Annotated in this window: 18 protein-coding genes; 9 read left to right on the top strand and 9 right to left on the bottom strand. The window is 45.9% G+C overall.

Translation table 11 applies throughout. The annotated features are described in order from the left end of the window. Nucleotides 1–75: 75 nt before the first annotated feature. The 3 genes from ACFQPF_RS01065 to ACFQPF_RS01055 form a co-directional block, all read right to left on the bottom strand. Complete coding sequence (locus ACFQPF_RS01065) at nt 76–1,545, bottom strand: aldehyde dehydrogenase family protein (RefSeq protein ID WP_379745205.1); 1,470 nt, start codon at nt 1,543–1,545, stop codon at nt 76–78. A gap of 136 nt (nt 1,546–1,681) precedes the next feature. Then, the gene (locus ACFQPF_RS01060) at nt 1,682–2,611 is read right to left on the bottom strand and encodes a manganese-dependent inorganic pyrophosphatase (RefSeq protein ID WP_379745202.1); all 930 of its coding nucleotides are present in this window, start codon (nt 2,609–2,611) and stop codon (nt 1,682–1,684) included. Between the two features lie 50 nt (nt 2,612–2,661). Beyond that, nucleotides 2,662–3,237 (bottom strand): GNAT family N-acetyltransferase, encoded by a 576-nt coding sequence (locus ACFQPF_RS01055; RefSeq protein ID WP_379745199.1) that lies wholly within the window; start codon nt 3,235–3,237, stop codon nt 2,662–2,664. A 119-nt stretch (nt 3,238–3,356) separates the two neighbouring features. On the opposite strand from ACFQPF_RS01055, the gene ACFQPF_RS01050 reads away from it, so the two are divergent. From ACFQPF_RS01050 to ACFQPF_RS01040, 3 genes are all read left to right on the top strand, one after another. Then, on the top strand, nt 3,357–5,465 hold the full coding sequence (locus tag ACFQPF_RS01050) for a DNA topoisomerase III (protein ID WP_379745196.1): 2,109 nt from the start codon (nt 3,357–3,359) through the stop codon (nt 5,463–5,465). Between the two features lie 165 nt (nt 5,466–5,630). Next, the gene (locus tag ACFQPF_RS01045) at nt 5,631–6,191 is read left to right on the top strand and encodes a biotin transporter BioY (RefSeq protein ID WP_379745193.1); all 561 of its coding nucleotides are present in this window, start codon (nt 5,631–5,633) and stop codon (nt 6,189–6,191) included. Nucleotides 6,192–6,298: 107 nt separating this feature from the next. Continuing rightward, nucleotides 6,299–7,186 (top strand): diacylglycerol/lipid kinase family protein, encoded by an 888-nt coding sequence (locus ACFQPF_RS01040; protein ID WP_379745190.1) that lies wholly within the window; start codon nt 6,299–6,301, stop codon nt 7,184–7,186. 32 nt (nt 7,187–7,218) lie between these two features. Here ACFQPF_RS01040 and ACFQPF_RS01035 read toward each other — a convergent pair whose 3' ends face one another. Together ACFQPF_RS01035 and ACFQPF_RS01030 are read right to left on the bottom strand one after the other, a co-directional pair. After that, the gene (locus ACFQPF_RS01035) at nt 7,219–7,695 is read right to left on the bottom strand and encodes a GNAT family N-acetyltransferase (RefSeq protein WP_379745187.1); all 477 of its coding nucleotides are present in this window, start codon (nt 7,693–7,695) and stop codon (nt 7,219–7,221) included. A 29-nt stretch (nt 7,696–7,724) separates the two neighbouring features. Beyond that, complete coding sequence (locus ACFQPF_RS01030) at nt 7,725–8,603, bottom strand: LysR family transcriptional regulator (RefSeq protein WP_379745184.1); 879 nt, start codon at nt 8,601–8,603, stop codon at nt 7,725–7,727. Between the two features lie 107 nt (nt 8,604–8,710). On the opposite strand from ACFQPF_RS01030, the gene ACFQPF_RS01025 reads away from it, so the two are divergent. Further along, nucleotides 8,711–9,814: a citrate synthase/methylcitrate synthase gene (locus tag ACFQPF_RS01025; protein ID WP_379745181.1), complete on the top strand. Its 1,104-nt coding sequence runs from the start codon at nt 8,711–8,713 to the stop codon at nt 9,812–9,814. Nucleotides 9,815–9,860: 46 nt separating this feature from the next. On the opposite strand, the gene ACFQPF_RS01020 is transcribed toward ACFQPF_RS01025, so the two are convergent. After that, the gene (locus tag ACFQPF_RS01020) at nt 9,861–11,795 is read right to left on the bottom strand and encodes an endonuclease MutS2 (protein WP_379745178.1); all 1,935 of its coding nucleotides are present in this window, start codon (nt 11,793–11,795) and stop codon (nt 9,861–9,863) included. A 528-nt stretch (nt 11,796–12,323) separates the two neighbouring features. Between ACFQPF_RS01020 and ACFQPF_RS01015 the strand changes: the two genes are divergently transcribed. Beyond that, nucleotides 12,324–12,782 (top strand): GNAT family N-acetyltransferase, encoded by a 459-nt coding sequence (locus ACFQPF_RS01015; RefSeq protein WP_379745175.1) that lies wholly within the window; start codon nt 12,324–12,326, stop codon nt 12,780–12,782. A 75-nt stretch (nt 12,783–12,857) separates the two neighbouring features. Continuing rightward, nucleotides 12,858–14,513 carry a methyl-accepting chemotaxis protein gene (locus ACFQPF_RS01010; protein WP_379745172.1) on the top strand — a complete coding sequence of 552 codons (1,656 nt, stop codon included), beginning with the start codon at nt 12,858–12,860 and terminating at the stop codon, nt 14,511–14,513. A gap of 40 nt (nt 14,514–14,553) precedes the next feature. On the opposite strand, the gene ACFQPF_RS01005 is transcribed toward ACFQPF_RS01010, so the two are convergent. From ACFQPF_RS01005 to ACFQPF_RS00995, 3 genes are read right to left on the bottom strand one after another with little or no spacing between them, the layout of a single operon-like run. Beyond that, on the bottom strand, nt 14,554–14,997 hold the full coding sequence (locus ACFQPF_RS01005) for an HIT family protein (protein ID WP_379745169.1): 444 nt from the start codon (nt 14,995–14,997) through the stop codon (nt 14,554–14,556). Continuing rightward, nucleotides 14,981–15,121, bottom strand: a complete 141-nt coding sequence (locus ACFQPF_RS01000) for a hypothetical protein (protein WP_379745166.1) — start codon at nt 15,119–15,121, stop codon at nt 14,981–14,983. Before ACFQPF_RS01000 ends, ACFQPF_RS01005 begins: the two co-directional genes overlap by 17 nt. Before the next feature lies 1 nt (nt 15,122). Continuing rightward, nucleotides 15,123–15,281 (bottom strand): FMN-binding negative transcriptional regulator, encoded by a 159-nt coding sequence (locus tag ACFQPF_RS00995; RefSeq protein WP_379745163.1) that lies wholly within the window; start codon nt 15,279–15,281, stop codon nt 15,123–15,125. Nucleotides 15,282–15,498: 217 nt separating this feature from the next. Here ACFQPF_RS00995 and ACFQPF_RS00990 point away from each other — a divergent pair, with 217 nt between their 5' ends. The 3 genes from ACFQPF_RS00990 (at nt 15,499) to ACFQPF_RS00980 (ending at nt 17,024) form a co-directional block, all read left to right on the top strand. Then, nucleotides 15,499–15,708, top strand: a complete 210-nt coding sequence (locus ACFQPF_RS00990; RefSeq protein ID WP_379745160.1) for a hypothetical protein — start codon at nt 15,499–15,501, stop codon at nt 15,706–15,708. A gap of 296 nt (nt 15,709–16,004) precedes the next feature. After that, on the top strand, nt 16,005–16,184 hold the full coding sequence (locus tag ACFQPF_RS00985; RefSeq protein ID WP_379745157.1) for a hypothetical protein: 180 nt from the start codon (nt 16,005–16,007) through the stop codon (nt 16,182–16,184). Between the two features lie 6 nt (nt 16,185–16,190). Next, the gene (locus ACFQPF_RS00980; RefSeq protein WP_379745154.1) at nt 16,191–17,024 is read left to right on the top strand and encodes a serine/threonine protein kinase; all 834 of its coding nucleotides are present in this window, start codon (nt 16,191–16,193) and stop codon (nt 17,022–17,024) included. Nucleotides 17,025–17,377: the final 353 nt, after the last annotated feature.

The raw sequence follows: 17,377 nt of genomic DNA, 5'->3' as shown, positions 1-17,377 counted from the left end.
GGCACTATGTGGAGTGCTGTCTCTCGCCGCAAACGCACAAAAGACGCCCCGAGGGGCGTCTTTTTCTATTTCTATCTATTTTAAATCGTTGATAAATGGTCCGTAGTTTCTTGGTGTATGCTGAACGGACAGCCACTTTAATGTGGTGAACTCTTCTAGCACCCACTCACCGTTAAAGCGCCCGAGCCCGGATTCTTTTTCTCCGCCAAACGGCATGTGTGGTTCTTCGTTCACGGATTGATCGTTGACGTGTATCATACCCGTATGGATTTCCTGCGCTACTGCCGTTGCATGCTGAATATCGCTCGAATGAACAGCACCGCTTAGACCGAACGGATAAGCGTTCGCAAGCTCGATCACTTCTTCATCAGTGCTAAACGGAATAAGTATCGCCACAGGCCCGAAGATTTCGTTCTTGGCAAGCGGCATTTCATTTGTCACACCTGTCAGAACCGTTGGCTGAAGTACGTTTCCTTCTGCTTTTCCACCCATACGGACAGTTGCTCCGTGTCCCACACTTTCTTCAATATCTTTTAAAATGCGGTTCACTTGATCTTTATTAATGAGCGGTCCTACGTGTGTATCTTTTTCTGCCGGATTGCCGTATTTCAATTGTTCAGTACGTTTCACAAACAACTCCACGAACTCATCGTATTTGTCTTGATGAACGAAAATACGGTTGATGGCCATGCAAATTTGACCTTGATGATAATACTTTCCGAAAAGCGCAGAGTCTACGGCTTGTTCGACGTTCGCATCTTTTAACGCGATAAAGACATTGTTCCCGCCAAGCTCGAGTGCGGTTTTCTTCAATCCCTTGCCGGCGATCTCCCCGATATGGCGGCCCACTTCGGTTGATCCTGTAAATGATATGAGGCGGGGAATCGGATGTGAAACCATCTCATCGCCGATTTCAGATCCTTTGCCAACAACCACGTTCAGCAAGCCTTTTGGCAGACCTGCTGCTTCAAAAATACTCGCGAACAAAAGTCCCCCTGTCACCGGTGTATCAGTTGCCGGCTTGATTACGACGGCATTTCCTGTAGCCAGAGCCGGCGCGATGGAACGGACGGTCAAGTGGAAAGGAAAGTTCCACGGACTGACGATGCCGATCACACCGAGCGGATTGCGATAGACCCGGTTTTCTTTTCCGGCTGTTTGCGACGGCATAATCTTCCCTTCCATACGATATGGAAACGAGGCCGCCTCTTTCATAATGTTAAGTGAAGCACGCAGTTCCGAAACAGCCTTCATGTATGTGCTGCCTGATTCTTGTATGATCCAATCCAGTATTAATTTCTCATTATCTTGGATGACAGCAATCGCTTTTTCAATCACAGCACGTTTATTTTGCGGAAGTTCCTTCGCCCACTCCGTCTGAGCTGCTTTCGCTGCACGATACGCTTCATCCAAATCTTCTTTCGATCCAGCTTGTGTTTTGACAAGCTCTTCTCCAGAGAAAGGGTTTGTATTGACCATTTGCCGGTCGCTGCTTCCCTTTTTCCATTCACCGTTAATATAGATGTTTGAAAAATCCGTGTTCATTTGCTTCTCACTCCTTAACAAGAAAGATTACTGACGACCTTACTGCATGTCCGTACCTATTGTAAACGAATGTGCTCAGGATTATGAGAATCAGCTATAAATAAGAAAAAACCGCCCAAAGGCGGTTTTCTCAACATCATTTAATTAGAACATCTGTCAATACAGGCACGATCTGCTTTTTGCGGGACACAACGCCTTTTAGAAGTGCTGTGTTGTTTTCAAGCTTTACATCGTATGCTTTTTCTACAGCGTCTGCTTTTGCACCAAGTGCAAGGCCGACAGAATCACTGTTCAGGATGTCTGTGACAACAAAAAGGAACAAATCTAATCCCTTTTCTTCTACCACTTTATTAATGCTGCTTTCCAAGTCGCTCTGGCGCGAGAGGATGTCGTTCACGTCCACTGCGTTCACTTGTGCAATTTCTACCTTTGTGCTGCCAACGTTAAACTCTTTTGCGTCAAGCGAGATCAGTTCTTCTACTGACTTGCCGCTCAAGTCCGCTCCAGCTTTCAGCATTTCAAGGCCATAGCTTTCTGCGTCAACACCAGCGATTTCAGCAAGTTCGCGGGCTGCTTGTACATCTTCGTCCGTACACGTCGGCGATTTAAAAAGAAGAGAGTCAGAGATGATCGCTGACAGCATAAGACCGGCGATTTCCTTTTTCACTTGAATCCCTTTTTCTTTATAGATCTTCAGCAAGATCGTTGCTGTGCAGCCAACCGGCTCTGCACGGTAGTACAACGGATCGCTCGTCTCAAAGTTTGCGATGCGGTGGTGGTCGATGACTTCAAGCACGCGCACCTTGTCGATGTCGCTCGCGCTTTGCTGGCGCTCGTTATGGTCGACAAGAATGACGTGACTCACTTCATTCGAAACTGTCTCAACAAGACGCGGCTTGTCTGTCTTAAATGTATCCAGCGCGAACTGTGTCTCGCCGCTCACTTCACCAAGGCGCACAGGCTCAGCATCGATGCCTAGTTCTCTTTTAAGATCTGCATACGCGATGGCAGAGCAGATTGTATCTGTATCAGGGTTTTTATGTCCGAAAATCAATACTTTTTCCATAACTCGACTCCTTGAGTATAAATTTGGCTCTCACGCCAATTTTCCATCATCTATTCTACCACAACTGCGGCGAGGTTTTCACGCCGCTTTTGCCACTCATCTGCGAGCATTCCGTACACGATGTGATCCACATAATGATCGTATAAAAACTCAGACTGGCGGATGCGCCCTTCTTCTGTAAATCCTAAGCGTTCGGGGACGGCTCGGCTTTTTGCATTTTCAACAGCTGCTCGTATCTCCACTCTGTTCAGCTTCATGCCGTTAAACGCGTGGGTGACGAGTGCTTCGACTGCTTTTGTTACGAGCCCCTTGCCCTGGAAGCCTTCTCCAAGCCAATAACCGATCGATACAGTATGGTTCAGCCATGAAATATTTTGAAATCCGGCCACTCCTGCGATCTTGCCTTTATAAATAATAGCCGCTGTCATAGAGACGTCCTCGGCGTAATTTTTTCGGCCGGCTTTAATAAAATCGCGCGATTCCTGCACGCTTGTGGAATAATCCACCCAGCCGAGCCATTCCCTTAAATAAGGTCGCGACGAATCGATCAGGCTGTACAATTCACTTGCGTCCTCTTCTGTCATTAACCTTAACGATACGTCTTCATCAATACGGTATGTAAACATCTGTCTTCCTCCTTCTGCTGTTTCCTTACATTCGCCACAACGGGTGGCTATCCTTCTGTAATTTTACCGTATATTTGCGCTATACTGTTGTGTGGATGGTTTTTGAGAGGAGAATGATCATGAAACAACTCATATTAGCTGAGAAACCGAGTGTGGCCCGCGATTTGGCGCGTGTGCTCGGTGCCAGCCAGAAAAATAAAAGCTTTATAGAAGGACCGAAGCATATCGTCACATGGGCGCTCGGGCACTTAGTAGAGCTAAAAATGCCCGAGGATTACGATAAAAACTATCAGCAATGGCGATTGGAGGATTTACCGATCATCCCGAAGCAGATGGGATTAAAGCCTATCCGCCAGGTAAGCCACCAGCTTCGTGCCATTGAGAGCCTGGCCAAACGCAAGGATGTGGACGAATTCATCATCGCAACCGATGCTGGGCGCGAAGGGGAGCTCGTCGCACGCTGGATATTGGAAAAAGTAAGATGGCAAAAACCCGTTAAACGCCTGTGGATCTCTTCTATCACAGATAAAGCGATACGGGACGGCTTTAAAAACTTAAAGCCATCAGCTGAATACGACAACCTGTATCAGTCTGCACTTTGCCGAGCAGAAGCCGACTGGCTGATCGGATTAAACGTGACCCGCGCCCTGACAACGCGCTTTAATGATCCTTTATCTGCTGGACGTGTTCAGACACCGACACTGGCGATGATCTTAGAGCGAGAGCGAGAAATTGCTGCATTCCAGCCGAAAGAATATTGGACAATCAACGCGAGTATAGGCATGCTCGATGCGTCGTGGGAAAAGAGCGGTGAGAAGCGCCAGTTTGACGGTAACACCGCAGAAGAGACAGCCGCAAAAGTAAGAGGCAGCAAAGGCGTCGTGAAGTCGCTTGATAAAAAGGAGAAGACTGAAGCACATCCCCTGCCGTATGATTTGACCGACCTGCAGCGCGATGCGAACCGCCGTTTCGGGTTTTCAGCGAAAAAAACGTCATCTGTTCTGCAAAAGCTGTATGAGCAATACAAGCTTGTCACGTACCCGCGGACAGATTCCCGCTATCTGACGAAGGACATGGAAAGCACGATGCTTGACCGGTTGCAGGCGATCTCGAGCGGCTATCGCGATGAAGTGAAGCCAGGGTTAAAAAGCAAAGGCGCGGTTGTGGCGAAAAAAGTGTTCAACGACTCAAAGGTGACCGATCACCATGCAATCATTCCGACAGACGAACCATTGTTCCTTGGCGACCTGGATAACGACGAGCGCAAGCTGTACGATTTAATCGTCCGCCGGTTCCTTGCTCTCTTCTATCCGGCTTACCGCTATGAAACCATATCGGCGGTGATCGACGTGGCTGGCGAAACGTTCGGTGCGCGTGAGACGGCTGTTCTTGACGCTGGGTTTAAGGTGCTCGATGGCCGTGATGAGAATGCTTCAAGTTCTCAACATTTAGCTCAGCTGCGCGTCGGCCAGGAGCTTTCGGTCAAATCCGTGAATCTGCAGAAAAAGCTGACAGAAGCACCTTCCCGCCTGACAGAAGCGGACCTTTTATCACGCATGGAAAAATACAGCCTCGGCACACCGGCAACACGCGCGGATATTATCGAGAAACTGCTCGGTTCTGAGTCGATTGACCGCCAAAACGGCAAGCTGTTCCCGACGCCAAAAGGCAAGCAGCTGATCGAGCTCGTCAACAATGACCTAAAGTCGCCTGAACTAACAGCGAAATGGGAGCAGCAGCTTGAGGAGATCTCACGCGGAAAAGGCAACCCGAAGGAATTCTTAAGCAGCATCCGTGCTCAAACGAAGCAGCTTGTGATGGAAATCAAAACAAGTGAACAGACGTACCGCGCCCACAACCTGACAGGCTCGAAGTGTCCGGAATGCGGCGAGCTCATGAAGGAAGTCAAAGGCCGTGACGGCAAATCCTTAGTCTGTTCGAGTGCTGAATGCGGCTACCGCAGACGCAAGGACCCGAAGCTGTCCAACCGCCGCTGCCCACAGTGCCACAAGAAGATGGAGATTCACAACGGCAAAGCCGGCACGTATTTCCAGTGCCGACCGTGCAACGTGGTTGATAAAGCGGCCGACAAGAAAAAGACTGTCTCCAAACGTGAAGAACGCCAATTAATGAAAAAATACACCGCGAATAATAATAATGATGACAGCGGCTTTGGCGGCAGCAGTTTGGCTGATGCATTGAAAGCTGCGATGGAAAAGAAAGATTAATATAGATGATAAAAAGCACCTTCCTAAATGATGGAGGGTGCTTTGTTTGTGAATGAGGTTGTCTATCAAACAAATGAGGAGGACAAAAAAATCTTTTCTCCTTTCTCAATAAATGTTAACTTATATTTATAACTAGTTAACATTAAAAAGAAAGGAAGAAACAAAATGAGTTCTTCAGCACGTTTACGTATGACCATTATTTGCTCTTTGTTTGTGGCGATCACTGCCATTCTTGCGCAGGTGGAGATTCCACTGCCGCTCGTTCCCATCTCTGGACAGACACTTGCAGTCGGTCTCACCGCTACTATTCTTGGAAGCCGATACGGCGCACTTGCGATGATTGGCTATATGGCCGTCGGTGCAGCCGGTGCTCCTGTTTTCGCAGAGGCGAAAGGCGGATTAAGCGTTATTGTCGGACCGACAGGCGGGTATATCATTGGTTTTATATTTGCAGCTTATTTTACTGGACTAATTCTTGAAAAGACGTCGTTTACGCTTAAGAACGCCATGATTGGCAACACAGTGGGTATGATAATTACATTGTTAATCGGTGTGATTCAGTTGAAATATGTGCTGGATTTAAGCTGGGGCCAGGCGATGGCTGCCGGAGTTTATCCTTTTATCATTGTCGGGCTGATCAAAGCCTTCTTGGCAAGCTGGATAGGCATCACCGTCCGTTCTCGTCTCGCAAAAGCACGACTGCTGCCGCAGACGAAAGCCGCTTAAACAGACCAGAGAACATTTTCTCTGGTTTTTCTTTTTTCTTCATGGTTGCTTTCTCATAAAAAGTGGAATAAGGAGAGAAGAACGTTTTTTGAGAGAGGACGACTTATATGAAAAAAGCGATGCTGATCGTCAACCCTTCAGCTGGTAAAGAAGAAGCACACGTTTATGCGGAAAAAGCTGTCTCGGCACTGCAGGAGAGTGGGTATGACGTCTCTATACGAGAAACACAAAAAGAAGGCTGCGCTACCCGATTTGCTAAGGAAGCGTGTGCCGAAACGTTTGACTGTGTTGTGGCGATGGGCGGCGACGGGACGATGAACGAAACGGTCAACGGACTGGCCGAACAGTCTCATCAGCCGATTTTCGGGCTGATTCCGCTCGGAACAGTGAATGATTTTGCACGTGCGCTGAACATTCCGCTTAAACCCGAGGAAGCCATCACTTTGCTCAAACACTTTGATACAAAAGCGGTAGACATTGGTAAGATTAACAGCCGTTATTTTATGAACGTCGTGGCGGTCGGTGCACTGGCAGAAGCCACATTCGCTGTTTCACCAGAGCAAAAAACGAAGCTTGGACCTCTCGCTTATTTTATTGAAGGTGTGAAAACGATCAAAGAAAAGCAGCCGTTCGACCTTGTTCTCAAATCTGACGGCGGCGAGTTCCGCGGAGAGGCTCTGATCGTGCTTATCGCACTAACGAACTCAATAGGCGGATTCGAATCACTCTCACCAGACGCCAAAGTGAACGACGGAAAGCTTCACGTGTTCATCATTAAAGACGTCTCACTTCTAGAATTTGCCTCACTGCTTCCTTCTCTTTTCAAGGGAGATTTAAAGAACAAGAAACAGGTCGAATATGTTCAGACCTCTTCGCTCATTCTTTCTTCTTCAAAAGACATGATTCCGAACATTGACGGTGATGAAGGTGACAGCCTTCCAATCTCTGTGGAAAACTTAAAACAGCACCTTCGCGTAATCGTGCCTGTCTCTTAAACTGTAAACAAAGCTGCCATGGACAGCTTTGTTTACAGCTGTTTCCTTAACTCGATTTCATCACGCAGCGGTATGCCGTGATTTCCAATGTGGGGAATCGATGGCTTCAGCACCCTTGCCTTCTCCACCGCGTTGGGAAGCAATTTGGATAGAATATACCCTCTCTTTTGGTAAAAACGCAACGCTTCTACATTATCATTCGTGGTTATGAGCTTCATGGTTTTACAGTGGTTAACAGCAGCCTTTTTTTCTGTTTGCTTTAACAATGCCGTTCCAATTCCTCTCCCTTCCTCTATGCTGTCTAATGAAATAATCTCACAGATGCTTCTGTCAATCTGAAACGTAATCAAGCCTTTTATTACGCCGCACTCGCTTGTAACAACAAAGCCATCCAGCAGACTGCACTCATATACGCCTGTTGAAACAACCATCTGCGAGCTTCCCCAGTGTTCAGCAAAGAATTCAGAGATTTTCTCCTTTGAAATGTGATTCTTATCCAAAATTTTCATGTTATTCTCCTTTCTCCTGTTTCCATTAGTTAAAATCGATATCCGGATATATACTTAATGAACTCTCTCTGCTTGGAATGGCTGTATTTCGTGACCGCATAGGTGTTTGCTTCTGGCAGTTTAAGAGAATAGCAGTCCACTTCGAGCAAGCGTCCTTCAAGAAGTTCTCTTCTCACCGTCGACAGTGGCAGAAACGATACACCCAACCCTTCGGCGATGAACCGTTTCGTGATATGAGTCTGCGAAACTTTCATCATTCTCGTTCCTGGATACGTGTTTTTTATCGCACGGCACAGTTCATCCCAATATCCTGGGTGGTTATGTGTGAGGAGTGTGTTATATTCTAGTATTTCTTTTTCGTCGAGCGGCGGCGCGGTTTCTGCATCTCTGCCGTCATGAGGGGCGACGAATACGACTTTATCGTTGTACAGCAGTTCGCAAGCTAACTCAGGATTCGTACTGCGCAGACAGGACAATCCAAGGTCTACCTCATCAGTCAGCACCGCTCTCTCTATATCAGCGGAATCAATAATTTTCACCGATATCTCGACTTCTGGATTCTTTTTAATATAACTTTTCAGAACGTACGGCAAAATCGTATCTGCGATTAACGGCGAGATGCCGATTAATAGTTTGGAAACATAGCCTTGTCTTAACGAGTTTAAATCTTCCAATCCTTTTTGATAGAGTTCCAGCAACGCTCTAGCATGCTCGCTATAACGCTTGCCTTCTTCCGTCAGCTTAATGCGTCGGCCGTCGCGATGAAACAATTTTACCCCTGTTGCTTTCTCCAGCTGCTTGATGTGGACGGTGACGGCAGGCTGCGAGATGTGAAGTTCTTCCGCTGTTCTTCTGAAATTTCCGGATTCTGCCGCTGTTATGAATGTTTTCAGCCATGTGAATTCCATCGCACCCTCCTGATTATTAAATGTAATCAATCTCTTTAAATATATTTAATTTTATTTATCACATTGATTGTATACACTGATATTAAATAATAAAAGAGGTGAATGTCATGATTGCGAAAGGTCTGAAAGGAATAGTGGCTGCAGAAACATCGATCAGCCATATTGACGGCAACGAAGGCAGACTCGTATACAGAGGGTATGAAATTGCAGACATCACAGAAAAATGTTGCTTTGAGGAAGCAGCCTACTTGCTGTGGTATGGCGTTTTACCAGACGAAACACAGCTTCAGCAGCTAAAAACAGAACTGAAAAATAACCGGCAGCTCAGTGGCTCTATGAAAACAATCATCGACCAGCTGCCGCCTAGTATGGACATGATGAGCGTGATCCGGACTGCGGTTTCAGCAGAAGGCTCAGCTGCTTACAGCTGGAAACCTGACGTTTCTCAAGCGATCCGGCTGACCGCCCTTCTCCCTTCGATCATCGCTTACCGCAACAGCATGCTTGAAGGAAAACGTTACAGCGAACCCGTTGAGTCTTTTGATCATGTAGAGAATTATCTTTACATGTTAAAAGGTGAAAAGCCAACAAGAGCGCACGTTGAAGCACTTGAAACATACATGATTCTGACGCTCGAGCACGGAATGAACGCGTCTACCTTTTCCGCGAGAGTAACCGCTTCGACTGAATCGGATATGGTGTCCGCCGTCACTTCTGCGGTCGGAACAATGAAAGGGCCGCTGCACGGCGGTGCTCCTTCTGGTGTTATTGATTTGTTAGAGAACATTTCGGCTGAAGGAACAGTTGAAGGTGTGATCAGACGTAAACTGCAAAATGGCGAGAAATTAATGGGATTCGGACACCGTGTTTACAAGACGCATGATCCGCGTTCACTTGCTCTGAAGGATAAGCTGCGAGAGTTGGTCGGCAATGACGAATGGCTTGACCTTGCCTTAATCGTTGAGGAAAAAGCCGTTGAGCTGCTTGCAGAATTCAAGCCTGGCCGGTCACTGTATACGAACGTCGAGTTTTACGCTGCGGCGATCATGAAGGCGGTCCAGCTAGAATCTTCACTGTTCACGCCAACCTTCACCGCAAGCCGAGTTGTTGGCTGGACGGCACATGTGCTGGAGCAGGCGGAAGACAATACGATTTACCGTCCACAGTCGGAGTATGTAGGGACATTTGTTAAGAGCTCTATTAATTTATAAGGTATAAAAAGAAGCTGCCAACTAATACGGCAGCTTCTTTCCTATTTTACAGCCCTTCTCTCTCGATTGATATACCATCAACATGTCTTTTTTTCATAAGTTTATCTTTTTTTCGATTTTCTTTTGTTTCAAACACGATATCCATGTCGTACTGCTCGGGATAAAGGGCTTCTGCTTTGATGCTGAGTGACAATCGTTTTTTTGGCACCCATACTTTTTGTTCGTTCACGTGCACGCCGTATTCGCCGCGGTCATTCTCTTCTGCATAGATGATGCCTGCTGCATTCATGCTTGAAACATGCACTCGGTCTCCAATTTGGAATACCTTTTTATCTTCGTCCGCACTGAACACACTTTCTTTCTTCACAATCTTTCGCTGCTTTAAGATCGCCTGCTCCCTGATATGCTGAATTTCTTCAGGAACGCTTAAGTCAACAGATGTCCGTTCGCCACTTCGACCTGCGACAGAACGAGCCCGCTCAATTAATTCAATATCCATGCCAAGTTTCAAAGCGATCGCGAACGCCTGGCTCGCCCCCGCTTTTCCAATCGATAATCGGTACAGTGGCTTTAATGTTTCCAAATCAAACGCCATCGAACCGTTCTCGAACCCTTTTGTCTGATGTGCAAACTCTTTAATCTCGCTGTAATGAGTGGTTGCCAGCAGCGAAGAGCCTTTGCTGTACACTTTCTCCATGATCGAAACGGCTAGTGCCATCCCTTCTACCGGATCTGTTCCTGCACCCAATTCATCGAGAATGACGAGATCGCGCGGACCTGCTTCTTTTAAAATGGAAATAATGTTCGTCATGTGCGCCGAGAACGTACTGAGCGACTGCTCGATGCTTTGGTTGTCACCGATATCCACTAGCACATTGTGATAAATAGAGAACTCGCTTCCTTCACCAACCGGCACGAGCAGACCGCACTGCACCATCATCGTTAGCAGACCCACCGTTTTGATGGCGACCGTCTTTCCGCCTGTGTTCGGTCCGGTTATGACGAGTGCACCGTATTCTTCTCCTAAAGAAAAGTTTAGCGGCACACACTTGCTGCCGAGCAGCGGATGGCGTCCTTCGTGGATGATGATGCGGTTATCTGTATTGACGGCTGCCATCACTCCATCGATCGCGCGGCCGTACTTGGCTTTTGCGAAGATAAAATCGTACGTGACCATGGCCTCCATCGTGACCGAAATCTCGCGTTCGTATCCGACGACCATGTCTGTCAACTGGCCGAGAATTTTGGAGATTTCAATGTCCTCTTCCGCACGAAGCATGTTCAGTTCATGCTGCAGCTTTTTAATTTCCTGCGGTTCCATATAAACCGTCGCCCCGCTCGATGAGCTGTCTAGAATGGTACCGTCAACATTTCGTTTATACTCGCTTTTGACCGGTATCACATAGCGCCCGTCTCTTACAGACACAATTTTGTCTTGAAGCATGTCACGGTAAGATGAGGACTTTACAAGACTTTCTAGTTTTGACTTGATCTTATCTTCCATCGCTGCAGCCCGTTTTCGTGCTTTTGCAAGACCCTTGCTCGCATGGTCATCTACCCGGTTGTTGCGGATGCACCGTTCGATCTCATTTTTAAGCTCTGACAGATCATACATGGAGTACGCATATGTGGAAACGGTCGGCGCGATGTATTCTTTGTCTCGCATGAATCGCTGAAACCGCACCGCGTTCTCGAGTAGGCCGTATATCAGCCACAGCTGTTCTGGAGTCAGGTTCAATCCTTTATCCGGAACACACAGGACGTTTTCGATTCCGTTCAGGTTGGCGATTGGAACACTTGAACTTCTTTCAAGTATCGCAGCGGCTTCTGCTGTCTCGTTCAGCCATGTTCGCACGACCGCTTCTTCTGTTGCGGGACGAAGCTCGATAAATCGTTTTCTAGTTAAATCATTCATCGCGAATGTACTCAGTTTTTCAATGATTTTATTAAATTCCAGCGTTTTAAAAGCATTCGTATTCACGGTGATTCCTCCATTTTAAAGTGAGATAGCCGCCATTAATAAAGAACATAAAGAAAACTTGGTTGACGCCTAGTCTTTTCGTCAGCCTTAGGGGACCTTTCTTTGTTTGTTAACTATTTAACTGCGCTGAATTCCTTCACTGTTAAAAAGTTATACTCCCTTAAAGTAAAAAAAGGCGGAGATGAACAAGTCATCTCCGCCTTTGCATACACTTCTCCCTGAAAAAAAAGCCGGCTCTTTTTAAGAGCACGGCTTCGTCATCAGATCGTGTGTGATGGCGTATTATGAGACCGTTGTTCTTAACTAATGGCGGCATCAAAAGCATAGCAAATACACCCACTGCGCACGGGTACTATCGCTTTTGTATACCGATATCCAATTATGTTAGTTAAGAACCAAAACGCTCACAAACACACCATCCCTCCGTTTTTATTACTTTCATCATATGTAATTAACCATAGTTTGTCAAAAGGATTTTCCTTATTTCAAGCGAAATCTTTTTTACTGACCTATTAGGAGGAATTCTCTATGCCACTTGAAGTACGTACAGCCGGTTCGCAGGATATTTCTGCTCTAAAGCAGTTGATGTTATCGTATATTGTCGACTTTTATGAGTCACCCAGACCGTCTGATTCAAAGCTAGACACTCTGATCAGCGAACTGCTGCTGACCGAGAAAGGAATACAGTTTGTCGCAGAACAAGATGGATCGCTGGTCGGCTTTGCCACGTTATACTTTTCGTTCAGCACAACGCGCGCCGATAAAGTGACGATCATGAATGATTTGTTTGTTGCTGAACAGGCTCGAGGAACAGAGGCTGCCACCGCTCTCTTTTCCGCGTGTGAGGCATACACAAGAACACACGGCTATGCAGCGATGCTTTGGGAAACGGCAGCAGATAACCACCGCGCTCAAAGCTTTTATGAAAAGATGGGAAGCCGTCCTGGCAGCTTCATCACTTACTCCAAGGAAACAGCAAACCGGTAAATTTGTACTATATTTACAAAAACTTTACACCTCCAGCCTTCAAATATAGTCATAATTTACTGTGGGGGTGTCAATATGAACAATAAAAAAAAGGAGCGTAAAGTACGCTCACTACAAGCAAAGCTCTTATTTATGTTTATTAGTGTTCTCGTGTTTTCAATGGCCTCAATTGGAGCGGTCAGTTATTTCAAGGCGTTTTCTGCCGCTTCACAGCTGATGGAAAGCCGGCTGGAGCGCGAAGTTCAGAGCATGAACGAAATGGTAACCAATCTGAAGTTCTCTTTTGCCAACGATCAGAAGCGATTTGAAGAACGAGCAGAAAAATCGATCAAATCACAGCACACCGCGCTCATTCAGCAAGGATACTCCGCTCAGATGCACTTGATTAAAAATGGTCGTGCAGAAGGAATAACGAGCAGGCTGCCTCTCGATAAAGAAGCGGCGAGAATGATCAGCCGGTTGAAAAACGGCGAAACGAAAACAGCGGATTTTATTTATGTGTATAAAGAAGTGCAAGAACTTGGTGCCATCTATGTGATCAGTGTTGAAAAAGAGAGTTATTTAGGAGCCGTAAACGACATACGGACATGGGTACTCTCATTCGCAGCAGCTGCCCTTTTGATCGCCTCGGTCATTGTCCGTTTCATCGTCCGCTCGATTACTGTTCCGCTTTCAAGGTTAAGTGGAAGCATGGAGAAGGTTAAAAACGGAGATTTAACCGTACGTTTCGACGGCAAGACGAGCTACCCGGAAATCCGCCACCTGATCAGCCGCTTTGAAGAGATGGTTCAGTCTACACAAAATGTGAACCGCGAGCTGCAGGCTGTGTCGGAGTCACTTCAATCAAACGGTATCGAGCTCAAGAATTCCTATGAAAAAGCTGTGCAAAACAAAGATGATGTGAATCATGCAATATCCTCGGTTCATGAGTTTATCGGACAAGCTGCCGCCAGCTCAGAGGAAAACAGCGCCATATCCGCAACGATACATACTCGTCTTGAAACGGTGTTTTCACAAATACATGCCGCTGTCGCAGACCTCGACGGCGTTCAGCGTTCTTCCGTTTATGGAAAAAATGTTTCCCAAAATCTCGAACAGGAATACAAAAGCCAGTATGAGGTGTTTGAATCACTTGCTTTGTCTATTGAAACGTTAAGACAGCATACCTCTCACTCTGCTCAAATGATTACGCTTATGAAAGAACTATCCGAACAGACTAAGCTGCTGGCATTAAACGCACAAATTGAAGCGGCACGTGCCGGAGATGCCGGAAAAGGATTCGCTGTCGTCGCAGACGAGGTAGGCAAATTATCATTCAGATCGGCTGAAGCTGCGGCTTCCATCACTGAATCGTTACAAGAGATGGAACAGCAGGCACGATTGGCTTCCAGCCAGTCCCATGAACTGAGAGAGCAAAACAGCCGTCAAGGTACAGCCGTTCATGAAACAGCACGGTCGATGTCCCAAATTACATCGTCCACTGAAATGCTAAAAAAACAAATAGTATCGCTACAGCAGCAGCTACAATCCATTGATGACACTTTGCCGGAATTCGAACAGATTTCAGCCCAGCTTGTCACTATTAACCAAGAGACGGTTGCTGGATTCAATCAAGTTGCCGCATCATCAGTCAAGCAGATAAATGAAATTGAAAAGGCTATTGAGGTCGGAGAGACACTCGGACAGCTGTCAAAGGCACTGCAGCAGCTTACGGCTCGATACCGGACATAAGAAGCAGGAAACGCCCCGATCATCATGATCAGGGCGTTTCTCATCGTAATACTTCACGAATGGCATTTTGTAAGATTACGTGTGTCTCGGCTAATTTTTTCTTCAAATGCTCGTTATCTGAAGGAGCATCAGAATAAAAATCCGCAAACGACTGATGCTGATAACGCGGCACAACATGCACATGCACATGATCGAGTTCATTGAAGGTCCCGCCATTTTGACAAATGGTAATGCCATCTGGCTTAAAAGTATTATTAATAGCCTTAGAAAGTAAAACCGCTGTTTCCATTATCGCCGTTGCGGTCGTTAATTCCAGATGCACCGCTTCTTTAACATGTACTTTCGGAAGGATAAGAACATGCCCTTCCTGAAATGGATCATGATCTAAGATGCAGGTCACTAGCTCTGTTTCATAAACGGTATAAACAGGCAGTTGTTCATTGGCAAGCGAACATCCTAAACAAGTGTTATTGTACTCGGTCATTGATTGATCTCCTCATCAAGCTGCTTTTCATCATACGTCCTACTTTTTTTGCTTCATCCATTTCCTCATTTAATAATCCTTCAGCGGTTTTTCTTCTTCTCTCTTTTGGGTGGTGCTGGTTCATCTTAACTGTTCCTTGTATGTCGTTTATCTGAATTTAAAAGCCGTGCACGCCTTTCCGCCCGGCCTTCTTCTGTAGAGAACAAGATACCGAAGCTGTTTTCTTTTACAAACGAGAACAATTTTGTCTTATCTTCTTCTCTAAATGACTTTGGATTATACATGCTCTCCCCTCCTCGAATAAATTTACCATATTTTCTCTGAATTCTTAAGTGAATTTATATTGAAAAAGGAACAAGTGTTCGTATATCATTGATATAGAAAGCACATCATAGAAAGGTGTGACGAAATGAACGATTTATTGGAATGGCTGAAACAGAGTGAAGTGGAACTGAAGGTTGTAATACAGATCATTGAAAAGCTGGAAGAGGAGCTGCAGAGATGATACCGAAGCCTAAACGCTATCATTTTATGTATCGCGGACGCTCTAAACTGTCAGGAGAAGTTACGATTCAATTTATGGATTTCCATGGAGGCTGTATCGTTCGTTGTACGATTGACGATTTAAAGAAAAGTGACGACGAATTGTTAAAAGCAGACGCCCGCCTTCAATGGAGACGTATTTCAGAAAGCCGAATTAGAGAAGAATAGATCACATGTCCGAAAACAAGAAGGTCAGCAAAATGGCAGCGCCCCCCATTAAAATCTCAATGCCGATACACAGGAACATATATTTCAAAAAAATCATCCTTTCTCATCAAATTAAGAAACTTTTTACTCACTCGTCCGTATAGTTTGTGTAAGCCGTCGTCTTTTTTACACAATAAGTACAAAATTTTTCCCTGAAGCTGAAAAGGTAGAAATGAAAGATGAGGGCCGCCAAGCCTGACTAAGACGGCTCAGGGTTTCATTATCCTGCTGAATGATTAAAAAGGAGTGACGTGACAATGCTGAAGAAAATTTTAAAAATGCTGCTAAGCTCTAGCCACAAAAAGTACAGCTCGAGCGATTATAAACATCGCAAGTCTCATTATAAAAAATACAGCTCCAGCGACTACCGGCACGGCAAGAGCTTTGGCCACAAACATTACAAAAAGAAAAGCCGCAGCAGCTTCTTTTCGAGCTAATTTTCCGTGGCTTCAATAAAGGAACGCGTGCTGCGCGCAATCTTTGACCGCCCGCTAAAAAAAGGATATATGGTCGGCGGGTATAGGATTTCGCATGTTCTTGGCATGGGGAGCTATGGAATGACTTATGCTGCACATCATAAATGGACCGGAAAAGTCTGTGCGGTGAAACAGCTTCGCCCGACTAAGGCGAAAACCACAGCTGGACTCCGGTCTTTTCATCGTGAGGCGGAGCTGATGCAGCTTGCCAGCGGCGTCAGTTTTCCCAGATTGTATGAGGTGATTGAGCAAGACGGCTATCATTTTCTTATCATGGAATTTGTGAATGGCCGAACATTCGAGGACTTGATTTTTGAAGACCGCCGAACGTTTTCGGAAAAAGAAACAATCGCTGTTCTTCTTGAGCTGTGCAGCATAGTCGCATCTCTTCACGAACAGGGCATCTATCATCGCGATCTGCGCATCCCAAATATTCTTGATGTAAACGGTGTTCTCCGTGTGATTGACTTTGGACTTGCCTGCTATCATGATGACCCGCCGGAAGAACCTGACTGGCGGTATCCAGAAAAACAGGTGATGCGGGCTGTTTCACCCACAGCCGATTTGTATCATCTCGGGCACTTTTCCCTCTTTTTACTCTACTCTCAGTACAAACCTGCTGAAAAAAAGGAACGCAGCTGGGAAGAAGAGCTGAATATTTCTGAAGAGTTGAAGCATATATTGCGGAAAATGCTGCAAATCGAGCGTCCTTTTCAATCCATCAAGCAATTGCAGACTTCCCTGCAGCATTTAACATATAAAGAAAACTCGGCTGACTTCATGCCTTATAGTCAGTCTTAGTTGACCTTATACTTTTTTCCTACACTTTTTGACTGCGTCGAATTTCTCCTTTGTTATAAAGTTATACTTTCTTAAAGTGTAAAGAAAACTCGGCTGATCCCAAGCCTTTTCGTCAGATCTAGTGGACCTTATACTTTGTTCGTTATCTTTTGACACTTTTTTAAAGCGCAAGTAAAAACGGCTCCAATGTGCGCCGTTTTTTATATTTAAGTGAGTTGGCAATAACACATGCAGGGGTCCGGCGCTTTCCAACTGTTTGTATGAAAGCCTCTTTACAAAACGTACCGGACCCCAATTACGTTTTGGCCGCTGATCTTCTTCGTCTGGCGATGATTGTCCGCCAGCTCCTGAAT

Origin of the sequence: Fictibacillus iocasae, assembly GCF_042665465.1 — a bacterium.
GTDB classification, from domain to species: Bacteria; Bacillota; Bacilli; order Bacillales; family Fictibacillaceae; genus Fictibacillus; species Fictibacillus iocasae.
This window is presented reverse-complemented; position numbering and strand designations above follow the sequence as displayed.